Here is a 22,255-nt window from a genome sequence, read left to right as displayed (position 1 = left end):
CCGGGGTGGAGTGGTTGCGATGAAGCTTCGTGCTGAAGACCTGGGGCCCCTCGCTCGCGGTGCCGCCGTGCTGGGCACCGGGGGCGGGGGTGACCCGCACATCGGGCGGTTGCTGGCCGAGCAGGCGTTGCGTGAGCACGGACCGGTCGAGGTGGTTGCCGTCGGCGACCTTCCGGACGACGCGTGTGTGCTGCCGGTGGCGATGATGGGCGCGCCGACCGTGATGGTGGAGAAGCTGCCGTCGGCCGACCAGATCTCGGTCGCGGTCGAGACGCTGGCGAAGTACGTCGGGAAGACGCCGACCCACCTGGCGTGTATCGAGGCCGGCGGGGTCAACTCGACCGTCCCGGTGATCGCCGCCGCGCAGCTCGGGCTGCCGCTGGTGGACGGCGACGGGATGGGCCGTGCGTTCCCCGAACTGCAGATGGTGCTGCCGACGCTCGCGGGGATCGAGGCGACGCCGATGTCGATCGTCGACGAGAAGGGCAACCGCGGCGTCTTCGACACGGTCACCAACGAGTGGGCCGAACGGCTGGCGCGCTCGGCGACCATCGACATGGGCTGTTCGGCGATCGTCTCGCTGTACGCGATGACCGGCGCGGACGCTCGTGGTTCGTTCGTCGCCGGGACTCTGAGCAAATGCGTGACGATCGGGCGAGCGATCGAGCAGGCGCGACGTCAGCTTGCCGACCCGGTTGCGGCAGTGGTGGACGAGCTCGGCGGGCGGCTCCTGCACGTGGGCAAGGTCGTCGACGTGCAACGCCGTACGACGACCGGCTTCGCACGCGGTGACGCGGCGGTCGACGGACTCGATGGCTCACACGGCCGGCTGCTGGTGCTGCGGTTCCAGAACGAGCACCTGGTCGCCGAGCTCGACGGTACGGCGGTGGCGACCACGCCCGACCTGATCATCGTGCTCGACACCGAGTCCGGCGAGCCGATCACCACCGAGGCGCTGCGCTACGGCCACCGGGTCAGCGTGCTGGCCGCACCGGCCGACGAACGCTGGCACTCCCCGGCTGGCATCGACCTCGTCGGCCCCCGGTACTTCGGCTACGACCTCGACCCGATCCGGGCGCTGTCATGAGCTGGCAACTCGGTCTCGAGCACTTGAAGGATCTCGCCCGCGGCGCCGCGATCCTCGGGACGGGTGGTGGCGGTGATCCGCTGATCGGGCGGCTGCTCGTCGAGCAGGCGATCCGTGAGTACGGCCCGATCACGGTTCTCGATCCGGAGGAGCTGGACGACGACGCGTTCGTCATCCCGACCGCGCAGATGGGCGCGCCGACCGTGATCGTGGAGAAGATCCCGCGCGGCAGCGAACCGGTCGGCGCGCTGCGTGCGCTCGAGAAGCACCTCGGCCGGCGCGCCGAAGCGACGATGCCGATCGAGTGCGGCGGTATCAACTCGATGATCCCGCTGCTCGTCGCCGCCCGGACCGGGCTGCCGGTCGTCGACGCGGACGGGATGGGCCGGGCGTTCCCCGAGCTGCAGATGGAGACCTTCTCGGTGTACGGCGTACCGGGGTCGCCGATGGCGATCGCCGGGGAACACGACGAAACCGTGGTGATCGACACCGGCCCGGACAACCAGCAGATGGAATGGCTCGCGCGCGGGATCACGATCCGGCTCGGCGGGGTCGCGCACATCGCGGAGTACTCGATGACGGGCGCTGAAGTGAAGCGGACCGCCGTACCGCGGACGCTGTCGCTCGGGTTGTCGATCGGGCGCGCGGTCCGCGAGGCGCGGGCGGCGCACGAGGATCCGATCGAGGCGCTGCGGGCTGCTCTCGCGCCGACGCTCTACAACCATCTGCGGGTGCTGTTCCGCGGAAAGGTCGTCGACGTGGAGCGCCGTACCCTCGAAGGGTTCGCGCGCGGGCGGGCGCGCTTCACCGGGTACGACGGGACGTCGCAGCTCGAGTTGCGCTTCCAGAACGAGAACCTGGTCGCGGAGGTCGACGGTGCGGTGGTGTGCACCGTGCCGGACCTGATCTGCGTACTGGAGGCGGACACCGCCGAACCGATCACCACGGAAGGCCTGCGCTACGGACAGCGCGTGACCGTGGTGGGGATCTCCACGCCGGACCTGATGCGAACACCTGAGGCGCTGGCGGTGTTCGGCCCGTCGTGCTTCGGGCTGGACGTCGAGTTCAGCCCTGTCGAGCGCCGTACCGAGGTGCTCGTCCTCTGACCCTCGGCCCGCCGCGTTGACCCTTCCACGGCGGGCCGAGGTTCCACCCGGACGCCCACCACTCACCAAGTGCCCTCAACGCGGCACTGCCACGCTCAGCCCGGCTCAATTGGCGCGTTTACTGAGTGCTGCAGGTCCGCGAATGGCAGGATCCCCTGTATGGGCACGGTCATCCGGGAGCAAGACCTGGGGGCGTTGGTCGTCGGGGTCACGCTGCTCGGCTCCGGTGGTGGCGGGGACACGGGTGCGTTCGGCCGGATGCTGCGCCGCCGGCTCGGTGCGGGCGAGTTGGTACTGCGCGACGCCGGCGACGTGACTGGTGTGTCGGTGAGTCCGATCGGCGTGGTCGGGGCGACCAGTGTGCTGATGGAGAAGTTGCCGGGTGGTGGTGAGTTCGACGCGGCGGTCCGGGCGGTCAGCCGCTGGACGGGTACCGAGGTCACCGGGCTGATGTCGCTGGAGGCCGGTGGGCTCAACGGGCTGACTCCGTTGATCGCTGCGCTGGATCTGGGCCTCCCAGTGGTTGACGCGGACCTGATGGGGCGGGCGTTGCCGCGGCTCGATCAGTTCTCGTGGGCGGTGGCGGGACGCTCGCTCACGCCCTGTGCGCTGAGTGAGCCGAGCGGTCAGGTGATCGTCGTGGACAACGTCGACGCCGCCGGCCTTGAACGAGCAGTGCGTAGCTTCGTCGCTCACACCGGTGGGTGGGCGGTGCTGGCGCTCGCGCCTACGCCGGTGGAGGCCGCGGCGGCGGACGCGGTGCAGGGCAGCCTGAGCCGGGCGCTGGCCCTCGGCCGAGCCCACGCCGGCCTCGAGCCTGGCGCCACACCGGCGGCTGTCGCTGACGGCCTGGGCGGACGGCTGCTGGGGACGGGTCGCGTCGAGGAGGTCGCTCGTCACCTCATCGGCGACGGAGGCGCTGCGTTCGGCCGTGGCAGTGTTTGTGTTGTCGACGCGGGCAGCCGGGCAGTCATCCGGATCGAGACCGAGAACGAGTACCTGCTCGCACTGGTCGACGGCACGCCTGTGGTCACCACACCGGACCTGCTGTGCGTGCTCGATCGCCGGACCCTGCAGCCCATCGCTGTGGACGCGATCCGCAGCGGCGACGAGGTCCTCGTCCTGGCACTTCCCGGGCCCGCCTGGTGGCGGCGACCCGATCGGATCATCCATGTCGGCCCACAAGCGTTCGGTCTGGCCTGCGCGCCGCAACTGCTGGAAGCGTCATGAGAGACCTGGCGCCAACGCTGGCGGCCATGCTCAGCTCACCCGGGTGGAGCGACGTGGTGGTGCTCGCCGGCGCTGCGGAACGTCTCCCTCGGTTGACTGGGTCTCGGGTGTTGCTGGAGGTCTCTGCGCATCCGGAGCAGTTGGACGGGCGGTTGCTCGTCGTACTGCTGGCGGATGACCACACCGACTGGCGGATCGACGCTCTGATCAGTAGAGCGTCCGCGGCGGGTGCAGGTGGGTTGCTGCTCGCTGGCGTGGAGCCGTTGGGGCGTGGGGCTCAGTTGCTGGCGGGGCGGTTGCAGCTGCCGGTGCTGGGGTCTGAGGATCCGCTAGCAGCGCATGAGTACCTGCGACGGGTGACAGCCGAGCCAGAGGTAGTCCGGTCGGACCTGGTGCTGCGGGCGGTCGCAGCGTTGCGGCGCGCGGACGGGGACCTCACCTCGGTACTGCGGACAACGTCCGACGTACTGGAACGCCCTGTCACGTTGGCCGGAGCTGACGGCGGAACGTTGGCCGGCGAGCCGTTGGAGGCTGGTGAGCGTACGGCGTTGGTGGCTGCGCTGCCGCGGGTACCGGTGGCGTGGGCAGCGCCGTACCGGGTTGACCTGCCGACTGGTGCGGTGCTGATCGCGGTTGCTGTGGTCGGTGTGGGGCCGGTGTGCTGGCTGGTCGCACGGCTGCCCGGTGTGGTCCCGGCTGAGGTTGCCGCCGTACCTGATGTGCTGACGGTCGTCGCACCAGCTGTGGGGGAGCGGCTGGCGCTCAGACGGCTGGAGCTGGAGCGAGACGCCCGTCAACGTACGTCGTTGCTCGGCGAGCTGCTGCACGGTGAGCCGTCGGAGGCGACGCGGCGGCGGGCTGTCGATCTGGGGTGGCAACTCGACGGGTGGCATACGGGGATCCGGATCGGCGCCGAGGGACAGGTGGACGTTGCGGGTCGGCGGGCTGATGTTGTGGAGGCGTTCGACGCCGAAGGGCTGCGGGCGGTCGTGGTGGAGCAGGGCGATGGGTGGTCTGCGTGGATCACCGCTGTCCGTGAACCGACCGCGACCGAGGTGCAGGAGCAGGCCGCTGCGATCCGTCGGGTGCAACGGCGGCTGGTGCAGACGGTGGACGCGTACGTCGGCGTCGGCCGCGTGCAACCGGGTCCGAGCGGGATCGCCACGACACTGGCCGAAGCGGGTGACGCGGCCGGTCTGGCGCGCGGTCGGGCGGAGACTGGTCGTTTCCTTCACGTGGACCGTCTTGGCCTGGCGCAACTCCTTCTGGCGTGGACCCGCACCGATACGTTTCAGCCCGCCGCGCAGGCGCTACTCGCTCCGATCAAGGATCAGCCCGGAGACCTGGTCACCACATTGGCCGTCTACCTCGACACCGAGTCGTCGCTGGCCGAAACAGCCGCAGTACTAGGCATCCACCGCAACACCGCCGCCGCCCGCATCACCAAGATCCAGCACCTCCTAGGCGTAGACCTCACCAACCCAGACGAACGGCTCGCCCTCCACCTCGCTTCCCGCACCTCACCTACGGAGTAGGCGCGTCCTCGCGGAGCAGGCCTGCTGACTTCAGGTCTGACCACAGGCCAGCAGGTACTTCTGTGCGGGCCAGTGCAGCGTTGGTGTGGACTTCCTCGGGGGTGCGGCAGCCTACGGCGATGCCGGCTACTGCGGGGTGGGCGAGGGGGAAGGCAATGGCGGCCGCCGGGAGGGTGGTGCCGTGGGACTCGCAGATGTCCGCGAGTTTGTTGGCCTTGTCGATCAGGGCCTGTGCCGCCGGCTCGTAGTTGAACGTCGCGCCGGCCGCCGGTCGCGGCTGCGACAGCAGACCGGAGTTGAAGATGCCCACAGCAACCACCTGGACGTCGTTCTCCAGACAGGCAGGCAGTACGTCGTCCAACCCGTCCGGATCGATCAACGTGTACCGCCCGGCCAGCATGATCACGTCGATGTCGATCTCCCGCACGAACCGGGTCAGCATCGCCGACTGGTTCATCCCGGACCCGATCGCGCCGATCACGCCCTGCTCCCGCAGCTCGATCAGCGTCGGGAACGCGGTCGCGACCGCCTCCTCGAAGTGATCGTCGGGGTCGTGCACGAACACCACGTCCAGCCGATCGGTCCCGATCCGCCGCAACGAGTCCTCGATGCTCCGCAGTACGCCGTCCCGGGAGAAGTCCCACCGCCGGCGCCGCCGCGTACTGACCGCGAACCCTTCGTCGTCGGGTGCATCGGCGTCCGCCTCGTAGATGATCCGCCCGACCTTGGACGACAGGACGTACTCCGAGCGCGGCTTCCCGGCGAGCCCCGGACCGAGCCGTTCCTCGGCCAGCCCGAGCCCGTAGTGCGGCGCGGTGTCGAAGTACCGCCAGCCCTCGTCCCAGGCCGCGTTCACGGTCGCGACCGCCTCGGCGTCGGTGACCTCGCCGAGCAGGCTGCCCAACGGCGCACCGCCGAGCCCGACGCGCTGACCCTCCGGAAAGAGCCTCATCAGCGGGCCGCCGGAATCCGCAGGTTCTGCATCCCGCCGTCGACCGCCACCGCCGTACCCGTGGTGGATCCGGACAGCGGGCTGGCCAGGTACGCGATCGCCTGGGCGACCTCGTCGGCCGAGACCAGGCGGCCCATCGGCTGCCGCGCCTCGAGGGCCGCGCGTTCCGCGGCCGGGTCCGCCGCGACGTCGAGCAGACGTCCGACCCACGGCGTGTCCGCCGTACCGGGGTTCACGCAGTTCACCCGGATCCCTTCCCGGACGTGGTCCGCGGCCATCGCCATCGTCAGCGCCAGGACGGCGCCCTTGCTGGCCGAGTACAGCGCCCGGTTCGGGAGTCCGGCGGTCGCGGCGATCGAGCAGGTGTTGACGATCGCGGCCGCGTCCGACTTCCGCAGGTGCGGCAGCGCGGCCCGGGTCACGCGCGCGATGCCGACCACGTTGACGTCCAGCACGCGGTGCCATTCGTCGTCGTCGTTCGCGGTCACGTTGCCCTGCGCGCCGATGCCGGCGTTGTTCACCACGATGTCGATCCCGCCGAGCTGCAGTGCGGCCGCGGCGACCGCGTCCCGCACCGAGACGTCGTCGCTGACGTCGGCGGCGATCCCGGTCAGCGGCTCGGCGACCTCCGGCTTCAGGTCGAACACGACCACCTGGGCGCCCCGGGAGGCGAGCAACTTCGCCGCCGCCAGGCCGATCCCCGATGCGCCACCGGTCACCACGGCCCGAAGGCCGGCGAAGTCCGTCACTTCTTCTCCTTGTGAAGGTCGGTCCAGATCTTGCCACCCGGGAACCGGAAGTCGGTCAGCGTCTCGGCGTCCATCTCGGCGCCGAACCCGGGCCGCACCGGTGCCACGTAGTGCCCGTCCCGAATCACCACCGGGTCCAGGAAGTGCTCGTGCAGGTGGTCCACGAACTCGATCACCCGGTCGTCCAGCGATCCGCTCACCGCGACGTAGTCGAACATCGACAGGTGCTGGACCAGCTCACACAGTCCTACCCCGCCCGCGTGCGGGCACACCGGTACGCCGAACTTCGCCGCCAGCAGCAGGTTCGCGATGTTCTCGTTGACGCCGGCGACCCGGGCCGAGTCGAGCTGCAGCACCGACAGCGCCTCGGCCTGAAGCATCTGTTTGAACACGATCCGGTTCTGCACGTGCTCACCGGTCGCGACCCGGATCGGCGCGATGGCGCGCGCGATGGCCGCGTGCCCGAGGATGTCGTCCGGGCTGGTCGGTTCCTCCACCCACCAGACGTCGTACGGCTTCAGGGCCTCGATCCAGATGATCGCGTCGGCGACGTCCCAGCGCTGGTTCGCGTCGACCGCGATCCGGATGTCCGGCCCGACCGCCTCGCGGGCCAGCCGCATCCGGCGGATGTCGTCGTCCAGGTTCGCGCCGACCTTGAGCTTGATCTGCGTGAACCCCTCGGCGATCGCCTCGTGACAGAGCCGGACGAGCTTCGCGTCGTCGTACCCGAGCCAGCCGGGAGTCGTCGTGTACGCCGGGTAGCCGCGCTCCCGCAGGATCGCCTCCCGCTCGGCGCGACCGGCCTCGGCCTTGCGCAGGATGTCCAGCGCCTCGTCGCGCGTCAGCGCGTCCGTCAGGTACCGGAAGTCGACGAGGTCGACGATCTGCTCCGGGGTCAGGTCGGACAGCAGCTTCCACAGCGGTACGCCGGCGCGCTTGGCGGCCAGGTCCCACACCGCGTTGACGACCGCGCCGATCGCCATGTGCATGACGCCCTTCTCGGGGCCGAGCCAGCGCAGCTGCGAGTCGTGCACGAGCGACTTCCAGAACCCGCCGAGGTCGTTCAGCGTGGCGTCCAGGTCGAGTCCGAGGACGTGGTCGCGGAGCGCCTCGATGGCGGTCGTCTGGATGTCGTTGCCGCGACCGATCGTGAACGCGAACCCGTGCCCCTCGAGCCCGTCGCCGGCGTCGGTCCGCAGGATGACGTACGCCGCGGAGTAGTCCGGGTCGGTGTTCATCGCGTCGGAGCCGTCCAGGTCCAGCGACGTGGGGAAACGGACGTCGTACGTCTCGAACTCGGTGAATCGTGGCATCGAGGACCCGATCTGCTGCGTGGGCGGACTGTCGGGACGGATCCTATAGGATATGTGGCTCCCGCGGTAGCTTGGCCCGGACCTCCAGCACTCACCAACTCGCGGAACGTGACGGCCCGCCCGCTCAGCGTGCGGTCGCGGTGCCGTCGGCGCGTGGGTTGGTGAGTGGTGCAGGTCCGCCCCCCGTACAGTCGGTCGCGTGACCACGAGCGACGGTGTCCTCCGGCTGGGCAGCCGGTCCTTCGGGGCCGGCGAATTCGCGCTGATGGCGATCATCAATCGGACGCCGGACTCGTTCTTCGACCGCGGGGCGACGTACGCGACCGACGCGGCGTTCGCGGCGATCGACCAGGCCGTCGCCGAGGGTGCCGATCTGGTCGACATCGGCGGCGTGAAGGCAGGGTACGGCGAGCCGGTCAGCGAGGCCGAGGAACTCCGCCGGACCGTGGACTTCGTGGCCGCGATCCGCGCCCGGCATCCGGAGTTGGTGATCAGCGTCGACACGTACCGCAGCGGTGTCGCGCGGCAGGTCGCCGACGCCGGCGCCGACCTGATCAACGACACCTGGGCCGGCGCCGATCCCGACCTGGTGAACGCCGCGGCCGCGGCCGGCATCGGGCTGGTGTGCAGTCACGTCGGCGGCCTCTCACCGCGCACCGACCCGCACCGGATGGCGTACGACGACGTGGTCGCGGACGTGATCCGCACGACCACCGCCCTCGCGGACCGCGCGCTCGCCGCGGGCGTCCGGCCGGACGGGATCCTGATCGACCCGACCCACGACTTCGGCAAGAACACGCTCCAGTCGCTGGAATTGACCCGCCGCCTCGACGAACTCGCGGCCACCGGCTGGCCGGTCCTGGTCGCGGTTTCGAACAAGGACTTCATCGGCGAGACCCTCGAACTGCCGCCGGGACAGCGCGGTAACGGCACCCTCGCGGCGCTCAGCGTCTCGGCCTGGCTGGGCGCCCGCGTCTTCCGCGTGCACGACGTACCGGCCGCGCGGCAGGCCCTCGACTTCATCGCCGTACTGCGTGGCACCGCGCAGCCCGCCGGAACCCGAAGGAGCCTCGCCTGATGCGCCGCCTGGACGACCTGAGCGACGAGGAACTGATCGCGGCCTACGAGGTCGCGGACCGTACGGTGCCGCACCTGCGGGCGAACTTCGTGAGCAGCCTGGACGGTGCGGTCGAGATCGACGGTCAGTCGAAGGCGCTGTCGAGCGACTCCGACAGCCGGGTGTTCAGCGTGATCCGGCGATTGGCGGACGTCGTCCTGGTCGGCGCGGGGACGATCCGCGACGAGGGCTACAGCCCGCTGAAGCTGTCGGCCAAGGCGCGCGAATGGCGGACGGCGGCCGGGCTCGCCGAGAATCCGACGCTCGCGATCGTGTCGTCGCGGCTCGAGCTGAGTCCGGTGAATCCGGTGTTCAAGTCCGCCGTACGGCCGATCGTGGTGACACATGCGAGCTCACCGGAGGACCGCCGGGAGGCGCTGGCGGAGGTCGCCGAGGTGCTCGTGCTGGGGGAGGTGGCGGTCGACCTGCCGGCGGTCGTCGACGCGTTCACCGCACGCGGGATGACGCAGGTCCTGTCCGAGGGCGGGCCCCATCTACTCGGTGCGCTGACCGCGGCCGACCAGGTCGACGAGTTGTGTCTCGCGCTGGCGCCGCTGCTCGCGGGACCTGGATCCAGCCGGATCATCGCCGGGGCCCCGTCGACGCTCACCCGGCAGATGAAGCTGGAGACGGCGCTGTCCGCCGGGGACGACTACCTCTTCTTCCGCTACGTCCGGAAGGCCTGAGTCGTGCCTGTTGTCGCTGCCGCGGTCTGCCCGCATCCGCCGCTGCTCGTGCCCGAGGTCGCGTCCGGCGCCGCCCCCGAACTCGACGACCTCCGCGCCGCCTCCCTGACAGCCGTCGAATCACTGGCCACCGCAGCACGCATCGTGGTCATCGGATCCGCAACCGCCGCGAGCACCTACGACGGCGCGGCGGGCGGCTCGTTCGGTGCTTATGGTGCATCTGGTGTGCGGTTCGGAACGGGCCCAGCGGTGCTCCCGTTGTCGCTGGCGATCGGCGGCTGGCTGCTCGAGCAGACGAAGGCCGTACACCTGCCGCGCACCTATCGAGCACTCCCGCCCGACACCCCACCGGATGCCTGCGTCCGCCTTGGCCGAGAGATTGCTGACAGCAACGATCGCATCGGCCTGCTGGTCATGGGCGACGGCTCGGCCCGCCGCAGCGAACACTCGCCCGTCCACCTCCACCCCCGCGCAGAGATCTTCGACACCACCGTCGCCAACGCCTTGCAACACAGGAATCTCGACGTACTCAAGGCCGTGGACCCGGACCTCGCCAACGAGCTTCAAGCCGCCGGCCGAGCACCCTGGCAGGTGCTGGCGGGAGCCCTCGAAGGTACGTCGCTCTCGGGCGACCTGACCTACGAAGCGGCACCGTACGGCGTCGGATACTTCGTCGCCAGCTTTACTTAGAGGGTGTCCGAGGAGCGAACGGGGTATCGGCGGTCGGCCAGGTCGCCACGAGGTGAGGCGCGGCGACGCGAACTGCTGGACAAGGTCGCGGACGAGCTGGGCGTCAACGGACTGGTCGACTTCTCGCTCCGGCGGGCGGCGCGCGCGGCCGGTACGACGCACAAGGTGCTGCTGTACCACTTCGAGGGCCCCGAGGACCTGCTCACGCAGGCGGTCCTGCAACTGCGCGAACGCCGCATCGGCCGCGCGATGGAGGCCGCCGGGGCGGGTCCGGACAGGTCGTTGGCGGACCGCGTGCGGTCGATGTGGCCGACGCTGATCGGCGTCGAGTCGGGTGTGCTGGACCAGGCGATCGGGCTCGCGATGTACGACGCCGGGCGGTACGCCGACCTCGCGCGGTCAGCGTCCCGCCAGTACCTGCCGGCGTTGCTGACGCTGTGCCCGGACACGTGGGACGACCAGCGCAAGACCGAGGTTGCGGAGCTGATCCTCGCGACGCTGCGCGGGTTCCTGATCGAGTGGCGGACGAGCGGTGACGCGGCCGGGATCGAGGCCGGCTTCGCTGCCCTCCTGCGGGCCCTGGAGCGCGAAGAACACGCCTAGACAGACGGTCGAAGCCTGCTCGACCTGGCCGGCCCGCCTGGCACGGTGGCGTTGCTCAACACACTCAGTCGGACTCCACAGGCACAGTAGGCCAACGCTCCGCGGTCGCAGCCAGATCGTCTCGCCCTGCTGCACGTAGTTGCTCCACCAACTCGGCACGTGCTTGCCGTACGACGGCTACTGCCCCGTTGGACGTGGTGTGCGGGCCGGACCAGTTGCACACCGCGTCTCCGGCGTACCAGTCACCTGCAGCGGACCGGCGTACATGTGCTGTCGCCAACCGAGCAGCAGGCAGCGGTACGTCGGCCAACACGACAACCGCGTCTACGGCGACCACAGGTGCGGAGAGGTCGAGCACCGGGCGCAGCTCGACCGCGTCGCTCAACACGAACTCGTACCCGGCCGGCGCGCGCTCGCTCAACCAGGCAAGAGCTTCTTGGGCAGTGTCGTGGAGCAGCTGGGCGTTCGATGGATCGGCCAACGTGTGCAGACCACACAGGCGCGTGTGCGTCGGCCGCAGCTCGTTCTGCCACAACCGCACCTGCAGCTCGTCCCGCCCCGACAACCGCCGCCCGAGAATCCGAGCCAACCCGACGACATCGAAGTTCAGCTCATCAACCGTCCGCCGCCGCCCAGGCACCGCCACCTCACCCGGCCGCGTCCCCCGAGTGGTCCACGGACCGACATGCCACCGCCCGAGCCCCGTCATACCCGCACCCTAACCGGTCACTCTCCGCTGTGGACGCCGTCAGGTTTTTGGTCCATCGTTGACCATCACACCGGTGGCTGGGGGGCCGCCGGGAACGACTTCACGTGGGGGGAACCACAGTGGACCAGAGCAAGACCGTCACGCCTGCCCGAAACCAGGACGAGCCACCGGACGGCGGCCGTGACGACAGGGATCCCTGGCACAAACATCCGGCCCTGATCGCGACCATTCCGGTCGTCGGCGCGCTGATCGGGTCGGCGCTCACCATCGTGCTCGGTCAGGCCGACGTACTCCCGACCGCCATCAACCCGGCCCCACCGCAGACCACCGTCCTGTCGACCACCACCGCGACCGCGACGACCACCGCCACCAGCACGGTGACCGAGACCGTGACGGAGACACCGACCGCCCAGATCACCGATCCCGGGAGTTCGAGCACTCCGCCGACCCTGTCGCCCGGCACGCTGGCGATCACCATCCAGATGGGCAGCTACGGCAAGATCGGGCCGGGCGAGTACCGCGCCGGTGCGCTGCCGACCACCAGAGCTCAGGTGCTTGACGAGACCGGTCACTACCCGTCCACCGGCTGCTATCCGACCTGGGTGCTCAAACGCGGATCCGTCGTCATCAGAACCGTGCGAAGCGGGTCCTGCGGTGAGAGCTTCACCATGGCGAGCGACTCGCTGGAGGTCCGGGGCGTCTATCACCTGACGGTGTCCGTCGTCACCGAGGCCGGCGCCAAAGGCACGGAGACGACGGACTTCAAGGTGAGCTGATCACGCCGGCTTGACGGGTGCGGGGACGTCGAAGGTTTTGGCGAGGTCGGTGAGGATGGACCAGGCGCCCTGGAGGCCTACAGCGGTCATCCAGGTGAGGTCGGGGACGTCGTGGACCTTGGCGGCGAGCGGCTTCCAGAGCGGGTTGGCCTTGAACTGGGCCTCGGTCTTCTTGCTCAGGCCCTTGTCGTCGGCGTACGTCGCCACGAAGATCGCGTCGGCGTCCGCGTCCTTGATCCGTTCCGGGCTGATCTCGAGTGCGAAGCCGGCGACGTCCTGGGACTTCGGCCGCTTCAGGCCGGCGTCCTTCAGCACGATCCCGGAGTAGCTCGCGTTCTGGTACAGCCGGGTCGGGCCGTCGACGAACCGGACCACGGAGATCGTCGGGTTGTTCGCCTTGGCGTTGATCGCGGCGCCGACCGTCTTCGCGGCCTGCTCGTAGGCCGCGATCTCCTGCTCGGCGAGCTCCTCGGCGCCGACCGCCTTCGCCTCCAGCCGGATGTTGTCCTTCCAGGTCGCCCCGGTGGTCTCGGACATGATCGTCGGTGCGATCGCGGACAGCTGGTCGTACAGCTTCTCGTGCCGGACCTTCGCGCTGATGATCAGGTCCGGCTCCAGCGCGGCGATCTTCTCCAGGTTCGGCTCGGCGAGCGTGCCGACCGACTGGGCCTCGGCGCCGTACGTCGTCCGGTCGTCGCCGAGGTAGTCCGGCAGTTTCCCGTTGATCGTGCGGTAGTCGGTGTACCCGACGACCGGGGTGTCCAGGATCAGCGTCGCGTCCACGTAGCTGGTGTCGAGCGCGACCACCCGCTTCGGCTTGCTCTTGATCTCGGTCGTGCCCATCGCGTGCTCGATGGTCCGCGGGTACCCGGCGCTCGCGGCACCGGCCTCAGCTGAATCGTCGGGGTCCGAGGACCCGCAGGCCGACAGGGCGAGGGCCGCGACAGCTAGCAGGGCGGTGATGCGGGGCAGGCGCACAGGTGTCTCCAAGCAACTGGACGGCAACGGGACTGCAACGGGATAAGGTGACTCACGACCTCAGCGAAGTAAGGCAAACCTAACCATATGTGCTCCGTCACTCCCACTGCGAGTCGACCGGTACGCCGTACCGCCGCACTCCTCGCCCTGGTAGTCGTCCTGGTGCTCGCGTTCGCGGCCAGCCTCGCGCTCGGTTCGCGCTGGCTCGGACCGGGCGCCGTGTGGCACGCGCTGACCGCGAACACCGGATCCGACCCGGACGTGATCGTGCGGAGCCTGCGGTTCCCGCGGACGGTGGTCGCGGTGCTGATCGGGCTCTGCCTGGGGATCGCCGGAACGTTGATGCAGGGGCACACCCGCAACGCGCTGGCCGAGCCGGGCATCTTCGGTGTGAGTTCCGGTGCGGCGTTCGCGGTCGTCCTCGGGCTCCAGTTCGGTGTCGTCGAGTCCGTGTCGTCGACGGTCTGGGTCGCGTTGCTGGGCGCGCTGATCGCGACGTTCGCCGTACAGCAACTGGCTTCTCGGGGCACCGGATCGACTCCGGTCGGCCTGGCGCTCACGGGCGCGGCCGTCGCGGCGCTCCTCGGTGCCCTGACGTCCTCCATCGTGCTCCTCGACGCGGACACCTTGGACAGCTACCGGTTCTGGGCGGTCGGGTCGGTCGCCGGTCGCGGAATGGATGTCGCCGGCCAGGTCCTGCCCTTCGCGGTGATCGGTCTGCTGCTCGCAGCGGTCAACGCCCGTGATCTCGACATGCTGGCCCTGGGCGACGACGTGGCCGCCGGCCTCGGGTTGTCGATCCGCCGTGCCCGCCTGCTCGGACTTGGCGCGATCGGCCTGCTCACCGCGGCTGGTGTCGCGGCGTGCGGCCCGATCGGGTTCCTGGGCCTGTTGTCGGGCCACGTGGCGCGACGGATCTTCGGCGCCCGCAACACCTGGCTCATCCCGGCCGCGGGTGTCATCGGCGCGACCGCGTTGGTCCTCGCGGATCTCGTCGGCCGGCTCGTCGGCGGCGCCGGCGAAGTACAGGCCGGCGTTGTCCTCGGTATCGTCGGCGCTCCGATGTTCGTGCTCGTCGTACGTCGCCGGGCGGTGGCGCTGTGAGATCGCGGACCGTCGTCCTCAGCATCCTGTTCGCGGCCCTCGCGATCGTCGTCGCACTGGTCTCCTTGAGCGTCGGTACGACGAAACTCCCGCTCGCGGACGTCGTCGAGGTACTGCTCGGCGGCGGCCGTCGCGGCACCCGGCTCGTCGTGCTCGAACTGCGCCTGCCCCGCGTCGCGACCGGCCTGCTCGTCGGTATCGCGTTCGCGGTGTCCGGCGCGCTCCTGCAGACGCTGTCCCGCAACCCGCTCGCCAGCCCGGACATCGTCGGCGTGAACTCCGGTGCGTCCGCGGGCGCCGTCGCGGTGATCGTGCTCGCCGGCACCGGCGGCGGCAACATCTCGGGCGTCGCGGCCAAGGTCGGAATCCCGTTGGCAGCGGTCCTCGGCGGGCTGCTGGCCACGCTCATCGTCGGTGCGCTGTCGATCCAGCGCGGTGTGGTGGACGCGGGCAAGGTGGTGCTGATCGGCGTCGGGATCGCGGCCGCGGCGAACTCGCTGGTCGCCTGGCTGCTGGTGATCGGTGACGTCAACGACGCGGGCCGGGCTGCGGCCTGGCTGGCGGGCTCGTTGAACTCACGGGCGTGGAGCGACGCAATTCCGGTCCTGATCGCCGTAGTCCTGCTGTTGCCGATAGCAATGATGTTCAACCGCGACCTGTCCGCGCTGGTGCTCGGCGACGACGTGGCGTCGTCACTCGGTGTCAGAGTGGCGCGGATCCGGCTGATGCTGCTGGTGATCGCGACGGTGCTGGCCGCGATGGCGACTGCCGGTGCCGGTCCGATCGCGTTCATCGCGTTGGTGGCGCCGCAGGTCGCGCTGTGGCTGACCCGAATGGAACGACCGCCGTTGCTGACCACTGCGATGCTTGGCGCGCTGTTCGTCGTACTGGCTGACCTGCTGGCGCGGAACGGGTTGCAGTGGGCGCAGGTCGGTCCGTACGAGCTACCCGTCGGCGTGCTCACCGCCGCGTGCGGAGCGCCGTACCTGCTTCACCTCATCGGCCGTCAGCAGAAGGGACGTCTCTAATGCACGTCGAGAACCTGACCCTTGCGTACGTCGCTGATGCGCCGGTGGTCGACGGACTGACGCTGGAGGTGCCGTCCGGTCAGCTGACCGCAGTTGTCGGACCGAACGGGTCCGGGAAGTCCACACTGCTGCGTGGGATGAGCAGACTGCTCGCTCCGAAGAGTGGACGAGTACTGCTGGACGGTAAGGACATTCACCAGTTGCCGGCGCGTGAACTGGCCCGCAAGCTCGGTGTCCTGCCGCAGGGCCCGGTGACGCCCGAGGGGATCACGGCTGCCGAGCTGGTGTCGCGGGGACGGCATCCACATCGCGGTCTCTTCGGGCGGCTGACAGGTGCGGACGATGCCGCGATCAACGAGGCGCTGCAGGCAGTAGAGCTCACAGAGCTCCGTGACAGGCCGGTCGACCAGTTGTCCGGTGGCCAGCGGCAGCGGGTATGGATTGCGATGGTGCTGGCCCAGGGGACCCAGCACCTGCTCCTCGACGAGCCGACGACGTACCTGGACCTCGCGCACGCTGTGGACGTGATGAACGTGGTCCACGCAGCCGCAACGTCAGGGCGGACCGTTGTGGCGGTGCTGCATGACCTGACGCTGGCAGCACAGTACGCCGACCACCTGGTGGTGATGGGGGACGGGCAGATCGCTGCGCAGGGCCGTCCGGTCGACGTGCTCACCGCAGCGTTGCTGGACGAGGTGTTCGGGCTGAAGGCCACGGTGGTGGAGGTCGGTGGCGCACCGGTCGTCGTACCGGACCGTAGGCTGGCTGGATGAGCTACACCGTGAGCCGTCTGGCGGACGTCCTGGCTGACTCGGTCAGCTGGATCTCCGTGAGTACGGCGGCCCGCGGGCCGGACTGGGTCTCGTGTGAGGAGCTCATCGCCGAGCAGCAGACGGGTGGCGATCCGACGTTGGCGTGGCGGTCGGCTGCCGCGGCTGACTACGCGAGGGACTATGCGATCGAGCCGCCGGTGCAGGTGGCGGCCATGTTCACGCTCATGTGGTACGTCCAGGTGCCGTCGCTGGTCGCCGGGGTGACCGCTGCCGTCACGGGGGTCTCGCCTGAGGTGTCACCGGCCGCCCTGGCGTTCAAGCGGCACCCGACGGCGCACTACCCGGCTGAGGTGGCGCTGCTGTCGGACAAGGTCGTCCCGCTTGAGCTGGCAGCTGCGCAGCTCAAGGAGCATGCCACGACGTTCCTGGACGGCTACGAACCAGGGGTGAAGCTGGGTTCGCTGCAGCGGTTGGGGGCGGTGGACGACGAGGTGCGGGCGGCGATCCGGCTGCCCGAGGAGGCGCCGTACGCCGAGGACGCCGCGGCGGCGTTCGGGGTTTCCTTGGAGGACAAGTTGCGGACCTCCTGCTGTTACTTCTACGTGTTACCGGGCGTCACGGCCTGTTCGACCTGCCCACGGTTCCGCTGATTTTTCGCCGAGAGCTGAACCGGTGAGCGGGTTCGTCCGGATCCGGCCGGAAACTGTCGGTGGCCTCGGGAAGCATGGTCGGCATGAGTCGATGCACACCCCAGACGTCACCGGCAGGTAATTCCTGGTCGGTTGTCCAGCCCTTGGCCCGGAGCTAGGTTCGCTGACGTGACCTCGTCCGGTGGTTCTCCGGCGACGACTCCGATCGGCTCCCGGGCCGAAGCGGAGGGCTATGTCGCGATGGTCTGTTTCAAGCACGGTCCACCTCGGTTGTTCGGCGTCGAGCTCGAGTGGACAGTGCATCACGCGGATGATCCGCACCGGCCGCTCGACGCCGGTCTCCTGAGCAAAGCCCTGGGCATGCATGCCCCCGCGACCCTGGTCCGAGGCAGTCCGCAGCTGCCGCTGAGCCGGGGCGCTCTGGTCACCGTGGAGCCCGGTGGCCAGGTAGAGATCTCCGGCCCCGCGTCGGACTCGATCCCGCAGCTGATCGACGACACCGCCGCCGACGCCGCCGAGCTGACGGCTCTTCTGCTGGACGCGGACCTGGTCCCGGGCGCCTACGGCCTGGACCCCTTTCGTACTCCGCGCCGCATCCTCACCGTCCCGCGGTACGCCGCGATGGAACACGCCTTCCAGCGCCTCGGACCGCACGGACCGCGGATGATGTGCAGCACCGCCGGCCTGCAGATCTGCCTCGACGCCGGCGAACACGACGAGACGGCTCTCCGCTGGCGCGCGCTGCACGACCTGGGCCCCGCCCTGGTCGGCCTGTTCGCCAATTCCCGTCGCCGCGCCGGTTCGGACACGGGCTGGGCCTCGGCCCGCACGCAGGCGACCTTCGGGACCTGTGCTCCGTTCACCGAGCCGCCACCGCTCGACGCCGACCTGGCTGATCCGGCCGCCGCCTGGGCACGGACGGCGATGGAGGCGCCGGTCCTCTGCCTGCGGCGGGGCGACACTTGGGATGCGCCCACCGGGCTGACCTTCGGGGCCTGGGCCGACGGACAGCTGCCCGGCGACAGACCGACGTACGACGATCTCGACTACCACCTGTCCACGCTGTTCCCGCCGGTCCGGCCGCGCGGGTATCTCGAGGTTCGCTACCTCGACGCGCAGCCGGGTGACGGGTGGATCGCCCCGACCCTGCTGCTCACCGCACTGATGTCCGCTCCGATGGACCAGGTCCTGGCCGCGGCCGAGCCGGCGGCCGGCCGCTGGTTCCCGGCCGCTCGCGAGGGGCTGAAGGACGCCCTGGTCCTGCGGGCCGCGCGCGATGTGGTCGCGCTGGGTACCGAGGTGATGGACCGGACCGGTGTGGATCCAGAACTCATCGCTGCCGTCGCAACCCGGCTCCAGCGCGTCGTCGACAACACCCACGGAAGGCGAGCTTCATGAATCACCAACTGTCCGATCTGTCGCCCGAGGGCCTGCGCGCGTTCGTCGGTGAGCAGCTCGAACGGTCGCGGGCCCGGACGGTCCAGCTGACCGACGCGGTCGACACCGACGACCTGGTCAGGCAGCACTCCAAACTGATGTCGCCGCTGGTCTGGGACTACGCGCACATCGGCAACCAGGAAGAGCTCTGGCTGGTCCGCGACGTCGGCGGCCGTGAGCCGCTCCGCCAGGACATCGACGAGCTGTACGACGCGTTCCAGCACCCGCGCGCGGACCGTCCTTCGCTGCCACTGCTCGGTCCGGCGGAGACGCGCACCTATGTGACTGAGGTACGGGACAAGGTTCTGGATGTGCTGGACCACGTGAAGTTCGATGCCGGACGTGAGCTGGTGGACAACGCGTTCGCGTTCGGGATGATCACGCAGCACGAGCAGCAGCACGACGAGACGATGCTGGCGACGCACCAGTTGCGGGAGGGTGCGCCGGTGCTCGACGCGCCGCCGCCTCCTACGGGCCGGTCGCTGTCCTCGGCCGAGGTGTTCGTGCCGGGCGGCGTGTTCGAGATGGGTACATCGATCGAGCCGTGGGCGCTGGACAACGAGCGGCCCGCACACGGCGTCCACGTCAAGCCGTACGTGATCGACACCGTGCCGGTGACGAACGGCGACTACCTGCGCTTCGTGCTCGGCGGTGGGTACGAGGACCCGCGGTGGTGGTCCGAGGCCGGGTGGGCGCACGTCCAGAAGGCTTCGCTGGTCGCACCGCGGTTCTGGTCGCAGGTCGACGGAGAGTGGTGGCGGGTGCGGTTCGCGCACCAGGAGCTGTTGCCGCTCGACGAGCCGGTGATGCACGTCTGCTTCTACGAGGCGGAGGCGTACGCGAAGTGGGCCGGCAAGCGGCTGCCGACCGAGGAGGAGTGGGAGTTCGCGGCGCGGTTCGACCCGTCGACCGGCCGGACGCGGCGGTTCCCGTGGGGTGACGAGTCGCCGGGGCCGCAGCACGCGAACCTGGGCCAGCGGCACCTCCGGCCCGCGCCGGCCGGGGCGTATCCGGCGGGCGCTTCGCCGCTCGGCGTGGAGCAGTTGATCGGGGACGTGTGGGAGTGGACGTCGAGCGACTTCCGCCCGTACCCGGGGTTCCGCGCGTGGCCGTACGACGAGTACTCGCTGGTGTTCTTCGGGCCCGACTACAAGGTGCTCCGCGGCGGCTCGTTCGGCACCGACGAGGTGGTTGCCCGCGGCACCTTCCGGAACTGGGACTACCCGATTCGGCGGCAGATCTTCGCCGGCTTCCGCTGTGCCCGGGACCCGCGACCCGAGGAATTGCACGCCTGATGTGCCGTCATCTGGCCTATCTCGGCCCACCCGTGACTCTGGCGTCGCTGGTGCTGGAGCCGGAGCACTCGCTGTACGAGCAGAGCTGGGCCCCCGCTGACATGCGCGGCGGGGGATCGGTGAACGCGGACGGCTTCGGCGTCGGCTGGTATCTCGAAGGCGATGTCGCTGTCTCCGGCGGGCCGGTCCGCTACCGGCGGGACGTGCCGATCTGGACCGACGAGAACCTCCCCGGCCTCGCGGGCACGATCCGGTCCGGTGCCGTCATCGCCGCCGTCCGGAACGGGACCGTCGGGATGCCGTACGGTCAGTCGGCGATCGCGCCGTTCGCAGCGGATCACTGGCTGTTCAGCCACAACGGACGTATCCCCGGCTGGCCGGACGCGACGCTCAAGCTGGCCGAGCAGTTACCGGTCGCCGACCTGCTGGGGCTCGATGCTCCTGTCGACTCTGTCTTCCTCTGGGCGCTGATCGCCCACCGCCTCGCCGAGGGCGCGCCCCCGGCGGACGCGGTCGCCGCGGTCGTGCACGAAGTCGAGGCGCTGGCGCCCGGATCACGACTGAACATCCTGCTCACCGACGGCGAACAACTGATCGCCACCGCCTGGACCCACTCCCTCCACCTCCGCCGCACCGCCAACTCCGTAACAGTCGCCTCCGAGCCGTTCGGCTCAGGCCACTGGACCGCCGTACCCGATCGCTCGTTGCTCGTGGCCACCGCCACCAACCTGCAGCTCACCCCGATGGAAGGACGAGAGTGACCCTCATCGACGTACATCTGACGCCGGACTATGCGGCTCGGGCATTGCGGGAGGATGTTCGGGCGGGGTTGGCGGCGACGCCCAAGTGGTTGCCGCCGAAGTGGTTCTACGATGCGCGGGGGAGTGAGCTGTTCGAGGAGATCACGCGGCTGCCGGAGTACTACCCGACGCGGGCCGAGCGGGAGATCCTGCGGGCACGGGCCGGTGAGATCGCGGCGATCACCAACGCGCACACGCTGGTCGAGCTCGGATCCGGGTCGTCGGAGAAGACCCGCCTGCTGCTCGACGGGCTCCGCGCGCACGGGACGCTCACGTCGTTCGTCCCGCTCGACGTGTCGGAATCCGCGCTGCGGGACGCGTCCGACGCCATCAACGCCGACTACCCGAGTCTCGACGTACACGGGGTGGTCGGCGACTTCACGGCGCATCTCGACAAGCTCCCGGGTGATCCGCCGCGGGTCGTCGCGTTCCTCGGCGGCACGATCGGCAACCTGATCCCGGCGGAGCGCGAGGCGTTCTACCGTTCGGTTCGCGAGGTCCTCGAGCCCGGCGAGTGGCTGCTGCTCGGCACCGATCTCGTGAAGGATCCCGCCACGCTGGTTGCGGCGTACGACGACTCCGCCGGCGTCACCGCCGAGTTCAACAAGAACGTGCTGCGGGTGATCAACCGGCAGCTCGGCGCGGACTTCGACGTGGACGCATTCGAGCACGTCGCGCTCTGGGACGCGGACAACGAATGGATCGAGATGCACCTGCGCGCGACCCGCGCGATGCGGGTGCTGATCCCGGAGATCCACCTGGAGATCACGTTCGACGAGGGCGAGGAGATCAGCACCGAGATCTCGGCCAAGTTCCACCGCGCCGGCGTCGAAGCCGAACTCGACAAAGCAGCCTTCACCCCGGCCGCATGGTGGACCGACACCAACTCCCGCTTCGCCCTCTCCCTCTGGCAAGCCGTGTAGCCCGCCCCATTTGCCTGGCTGACCCAGCAATTTGCCTGGCTGACCCACGGAATCAGGGGTTCCCCACCCAGACTCAGGGTGGGGAACCCCCAATTTGCTGGGTCAGCCAGGCAACAGGCAATGGCGGGTAGGCACCTGGTATTACCTGTCCCCAGTCACCAATGCCTGTTCCCGCTCCCCACTGCCTGCCCTCGCCTCCCCAGCCCGCGACGGTGAGTTGTGTCGTCGGAGCGGGGGGCCATCTTGTCGGGAAAGTCGCGATCTGCAACTCTGTTTCCCCGCTCTTCGGGGTTCGCCCGGGACCGGGCAGCAGAGCAAACCCACACCTGCCCAGCCACGATTTCCACCGGAGTACAGGGCTCCCCAAACCGGTTTGGGAACGATGGCATGCCGTTTTGGGGGTGCGGGGCTCCCCGAACTGGTTTGGGGAGCGAGAGCAGCGACCAGCTTCACGTGCCGTCGACAACGGGGGTTGTGGTGCGGGTCGGTTCGACGGGTCGTGCACTGGCGGGACGCCGTACGCGCGGGCGCGATCACGCTCAGGTGCACTACCCAGCCAATCAACACGTCCCGTCGAGAACGCACACTCAGCCGCCCGCCCCGCGCCGACCGCCCACACATCAGAAGCTCTTGTCTGCTTCGCCGACTCCTCGGGGGTGGGAAGATGGGGTGGGCCGCTCGGTAAGCCGGTTTGACTGTGATGCCGCGAGAGCT

22 protein-coding genes are annotated in these 22,255 nt (G+C 69.6%); 17 read left to right on the top strand and 5 right to left on the bottom strand.

Going from position 1 to position 22,255, the window contains the following annotated elements; genetic code table 11:
• Window positions 1-19 precede the first annotated feature (19 nt).
• The 4 genes from E0H50_RS04605 to E0H50_RS04590 all read left to right on the top strand — a co-directional run bounded on the left by E0H50_RS04605 (window position 20) and on the right by E0H50_RS04590 (window position 4,958).
• The gene (locus E0H50_RS04605; RefSeq protein ID WP_131285143.1) at window positions 20-1,087 is read left to right on the top strand and encodes a DUF917 domain-containing protein; all 1,068 of its coding nucleotides are present in this window, start codon (window positions 20-22) and stop codon (window positions 1,085-1,087) included.
• Window positions 1,084-2,193, top strand: a complete 1,110-nt coding sequence (locus E0H50_RS04600; protein WP_131285141.1) for a DUF917 domain-containing protein — start codon at window positions 1,084-1,086, stop codon at window positions 2,191-2,193. The genes E0H50_RS04605 and E0H50_RS04600 overlap by 4 nt, the downstream gene beginning before the upstream one ends.
• A 159-nt stretch (window positions 2,194-2,352) precedes the next feature.
• The gene (locus tag E0H50_RS04595) at window positions 2,353-3,423 is read left to right on the top strand and encodes a DUF917 domain-containing protein (RefSeq protein WP_202868016.1); all 1,071 of its coding nucleotides are present in this window, start codon (window positions 2,353-2,355) and stop codon (window positions 3,421-3,423) included.
• Window positions 3,420-4,958, top strand: a complete 1,539-nt coding sequence (locus tag E0H50_RS04590; protein ID WP_131285139.1) for a PucR family transcriptional regulator — start codon at window positions 3,420-3,422, stop codon at window positions 4,956-4,958. Before E0H50_RS04595 ends, E0H50_RS04590 begins: the two co-directional genes overlap by 4 nt.
• On the opposite strand, the gene E0H50_RS04585 is transcribed toward E0H50_RS04590, so the two are convergent.
• From E0H50_RS04585 to E0H50_RS04575, 3 genes are read right to left on the bottom strand one after another with little or no spacing between them, the layout of a single operon-like run.
• Entirely contained in the window at window positions 4,948-5,910 is a 963-nt protein-coding gene (locus tag E0H50_RS04585) for an aldo/keto reductase (protein WP_131285137.1), read from the bottom strand. The genes E0H50_RS04590 and E0H50_RS04585 overlap by 11 nt on opposite strands.
• Window positions 5,910-6,659: an SDR family NAD(P)-dependent oxidoreductase gene (locus E0H50_RS04580; RefSeq protein ID WP_131285135.1), complete on the bottom strand. Its 750-nt coding sequence runs from the start codon at window positions 6,657-6,659 to the stop codon at window positions 5,910-5,912. Before E0H50_RS04580 ends, E0H50_RS04585 begins: the two co-directional genes overlap by 1 nt.
• A complete protein-coding gene (locus E0H50_RS04575) occupies window positions 6,656-7,972 on the bottom strand; it encodes an L-fuconate dehydratase (protein WP_131285133.1) in 1,317 nt (438 codons plus the stop codon). The genes E0H50_RS04580 and E0H50_RS04575 overlap by 4 nt, the downstream gene beginning before the upstream one ends.
• 265 nt (window positions 7,973-8,237) lie before the next feature.
• On the opposite strand from E0H50_RS04575, the gene folP reads away from it, so the two are divergent.
• The 4 genes from folP to E0H50_RS04555 are packed head-to-tail and all read left to right on the top strand — an operon-like array spanning window position 8,238 to window position 11,068.
• Complete coding sequence (folP, locus tag E0H50_RS04570; RefSeq protein WP_131286016.1) at window positions 8,238-9,050, top strand: dihydropteroate synthase; 813 nt, start codon at window positions 8,238-8,240, stop codon at window positions 9,048-9,050.
• Complete coding sequence (locus E0H50_RS04565) at window positions 9,050-9,775, top strand: pyrimidine reductase family protein (RefSeq protein ID WP_131285131.1); 726 nt, start codon at window positions 9,050-9,052, stop codon at window positions 9,773-9,775. Before folP ends, E0H50_RS04565 begins: the two co-directional genes overlap by 1 nt.
• 3 nt (window positions 9,776-9,778) lie before the next feature.
• Window positions 9,779-10,465: a class III extradiol dioxygenase subunit B-like domain-containing protein gene (locus E0H50_RS04560; protein ID WP_131285129.1), complete on the top strand. Its 687-nt coding sequence runs from the start codon at window positions 9,779-9,781 to the stop codon at window positions 10,463-10,465.
• 3 nt (window positions 10,466-10,468) lie between these two features.
• A complete protein-coding gene (locus E0H50_RS04555) occupies window positions 10,469-11,068 on the top strand; it encodes a TetR/AcrR family transcriptional regulator (RefSeq protein WP_131285127.1) in 600 nt (199 codons plus the stop codon).
• 64 nt (window positions 11,069-11,132) lie between these two features.
• Here E0H50_RS04555 and E0H50_RS04550 read toward each other — a convergent pair whose 3' ends face one another.
• The gene (locus tag E0H50_RS04550) at window positions 11,133-11,777 is read right to left on the bottom strand and encodes a hypothetical protein (protein ID WP_131285125.1); all 645 of its coding nucleotides are present in this window, start codon (window positions 11,775-11,777) and stop codon (window positions 11,133-11,135) included.
• A gap of 119 nt (window positions 11,778-11,896) precedes the next feature.
• Between E0H50_RS04550 and E0H50_RS04545 the strand changes: the two genes are divergently transcribed.
• Complete coding sequence (locus E0H50_RS04545) at window positions 11,897-12,553, top strand: hypothetical protein (protein WP_131285123.1); 657 nt, start codon at window positions 11,897-11,899, stop codon at window positions 12,551-12,553.
• Here E0H50_RS04545 and E0H50_RS04540 read toward each other — a convergent pair whose 3' ends face one another.
• Entirely contained in the window at window positions 12,554-13,531 is a 978-nt protein-coding gene (locus E0H50_RS04540) for an ABC transporter substrate-binding protein (protein ID WP_131285121.1), read from the bottom strand.
• A gap of 87 nt (window positions 13,532-13,618) precedes the next feature.
• Between E0H50_RS04540 and E0H50_RS04535 the strand changes: the two genes are divergently transcribed.
• The 8 genes from E0H50_RS04535 (at window position 13,619) to egtD (ending at window position 21,541) form a co-directional block, all read left to right on the top strand.
• Window positions 13,619-14,635: a FecCD family ABC transporter permease gene (locus tag E0H50_RS04535; protein WP_131285119.1), complete on the top strand. Its 1,017-nt coding sequence runs from the start codon at window positions 13,619-13,621 to the stop codon at window positions 14,633-14,635.
• Window positions 14,632-15,663 (top strand): FecCD family ABC transporter permease, encoded by a 1,032-nt coding sequence (locus tag E0H50_RS04530; RefSeq protein WP_131285117.1) that lies wholly within the window; start codon window positions 14,632-14,634, stop codon window positions 15,661-15,663. Before E0H50_RS04535 ends, E0H50_RS04530 begins: the two co-directional genes overlap by 4 nt.
• A complete protein-coding gene (locus E0H50_RS04525; protein ID WP_131285115.1) occupies window positions 15,663-16,436 on the top strand; it encodes an ABC transporter ATP-binding protein in 774 nt (257 codons plus the stop codon). The genes E0H50_RS04530 and E0H50_RS04525 overlap by 1 nt, the downstream gene beginning before the upstream one ends.
• Complete coding sequence (locus E0H50_RS04520) at window positions 16,433-17,086, top strand: (2Fe-2S)-binding protein (RefSeq protein ID WP_131285113.1); 654 nt, start codon at window positions 16,433-16,435, stop codon at window positions 17,084-17,086. Before E0H50_RS04525 ends, E0H50_RS04520 begins: the two co-directional genes overlap by 4 nt.
• Window positions 17,087-17,254: 168 nt before the next feature.
• A complete protein-coding gene (locus E0H50_RS04515) occupies window positions 17,255-18,484 on the top strand; it encodes a glutamate-cysteine ligase family protein (RefSeq protein WP_131285111.1) in 1,230 nt (409 codons plus the stop codon).
• On the top strand, window positions 18,481-19,818 hold the full coding sequence (gene egtB / locus E0H50_RS04510; RefSeq protein WP_131285109.1) for an ergothioneine biosynthesis protein EgtB: 1,338 nt from the start codon (window positions 18,481-18,483) through the stop codon (window positions 19,816-19,818). The genes E0H50_RS04515 and egtB overlap by 4 nt, the downstream gene beginning before the upstream one ends.
• A complete protein-coding gene (gene egtC / locus E0H50_RS04505) occupies window positions 19,818-20,579 on the top strand; it encodes an ergothioneine biosynthesis protein EgtC (RefSeq protein ID WP_131285107.1) in 762 nt (253 codons plus the stop codon). The genes egtB and egtC overlap by 1 nt, the downstream gene beginning before the upstream one ends.
• On the top strand, window positions 20,576-21,541 hold the full coding sequence (egtD, locus tag E0H50_RS04500) for an L-histidine N(alpha)-methyltransferase (protein WP_131285098.1): 966 nt from the start codon (window positions 20,576-20,578) through the stop codon (window positions 21,539-21,541). The genes egtC and egtD overlap by 4 nt, the downstream gene beginning before the upstream one ends.
• The last annotated feature ends 714 nt before the right edge of the window (window positions 21,542-22,255 follow it).

It is taken from the genome of Kribbella sindirgiensis (genome assembly GCF_004331435.1).
In the GTDB taxonomy this organism is placed as follows: Bacteria; Actinomycetota; Actinomycetes; order Propionibacteriales; family Kribbellaceae; genus Kribbella; species Kribbella sindirgiensis.
The sequence above is the reverse complement of the archived record's forward strand: the minus strand, read 5'-3'. Positions and strand labels throughout refer to the sequence as shown.

Excerpts from the sequence above, each read along its gene's own strand:
- E0H50_RS04595 (WP_202868016.1), top strand. The coding sequence starts at position 2,353 with ATGGGCACGGTCATCCGGGAGCAAGACCTGGGGGCGTTGGTCGTCGGG.
- E0H50_RS04565 (WP_131285131.1), top strand. The coding sequence starts at position 9,050 with ATGCGCCGCCTGGACGACCTGAGCGACGAGGAACTGATCGCGGCCTAC.
- E0H50_RS04585 (WP_131285137.1), bottom strand. The coding sequence starts at position 5,910 with ATGAGGCTCTTTCCGGAGGGTCAGCGCGTCGGGCTCGGCGGTGCGCCG.
- E0H50_RS04535 (WP_131285119.1), top strand. The coding sequence starts at position 13,619 with ATGTGCTCCGTCACTCCCACTGCGAGTCGACCGGTACGCCGTACCGCC.
- E0H50_RS04550 (WP_131285125.1), bottom strand. The coding sequence starts at position 11,777 with ATGACGGGGCTCGGGCGGTGGCATGTCGGTCCGTGGACCACTCGGGGG.
- E0H50_RS04605 (WP_131285143.1), top strand. The coding sequence starts at position 20 with ATGAAGCTTCGTGCTGAAGACCTGGGGCCCCTCGCTCGCGGTGCCGCC.
- E0H50_RS04590 (WP_131285139.1), top strand. The coding sequence starts at position 3,420 with ATGAGAGACCTGGCGCCAACGCTGGCGGCCATGCTCAGCTCACCCGGG.
- E0H50_RS04520 (WP_131285113.1), top strand. The coding sequence starts at position 16,433 with ATGAGCTACACCGTGAGCCGTCTGGCGGACGTCCTGGCTGACTCGGTC.
- egtB (WP_131285109.1), top strand. The coding sequence starts at position 18,481 with ATGAATCACCAACTGTCCGATCTGTCGCCCGAGGGCCTGCGCGCGTTC.
- folP (WP_131286016.1), top strand. The coding sequence starts at position 8,238 with ATGGCGATCATCAATCGGACGCCGGACTCGTTCTTCGACCGCGGGGCG.
- egtC (WP_131285107.1), top strand. The coding sequence starts at position 19,818 with ATGTGCCGTCATCTGGCCTATCTCGGCCCACCCGTGACTCTGGCGTCG.
- E0H50_RS04525 (WP_131285115.1), top strand. The coding sequence starts at position 15,663 with ATGCACGTCGAGAACCTGACCCTTGCGTACGTCGCTGATGCGCCGGTG.
- E0H50_RS04575 (WP_131285133.1), bottom strand. The coding sequence starts at position 7,972 with ATGCCACGATTCACCGAGTTCGAGACGTACGACGTCCGTTTCCCCACG.
- E0H50_RS04600 (WP_131285141.1), top strand. The coding sequence starts at position 1,084 with ATGAGCTGGCAACTCGGTCTCGAGCACTTGAAGGATCTCGCCCGCGGC.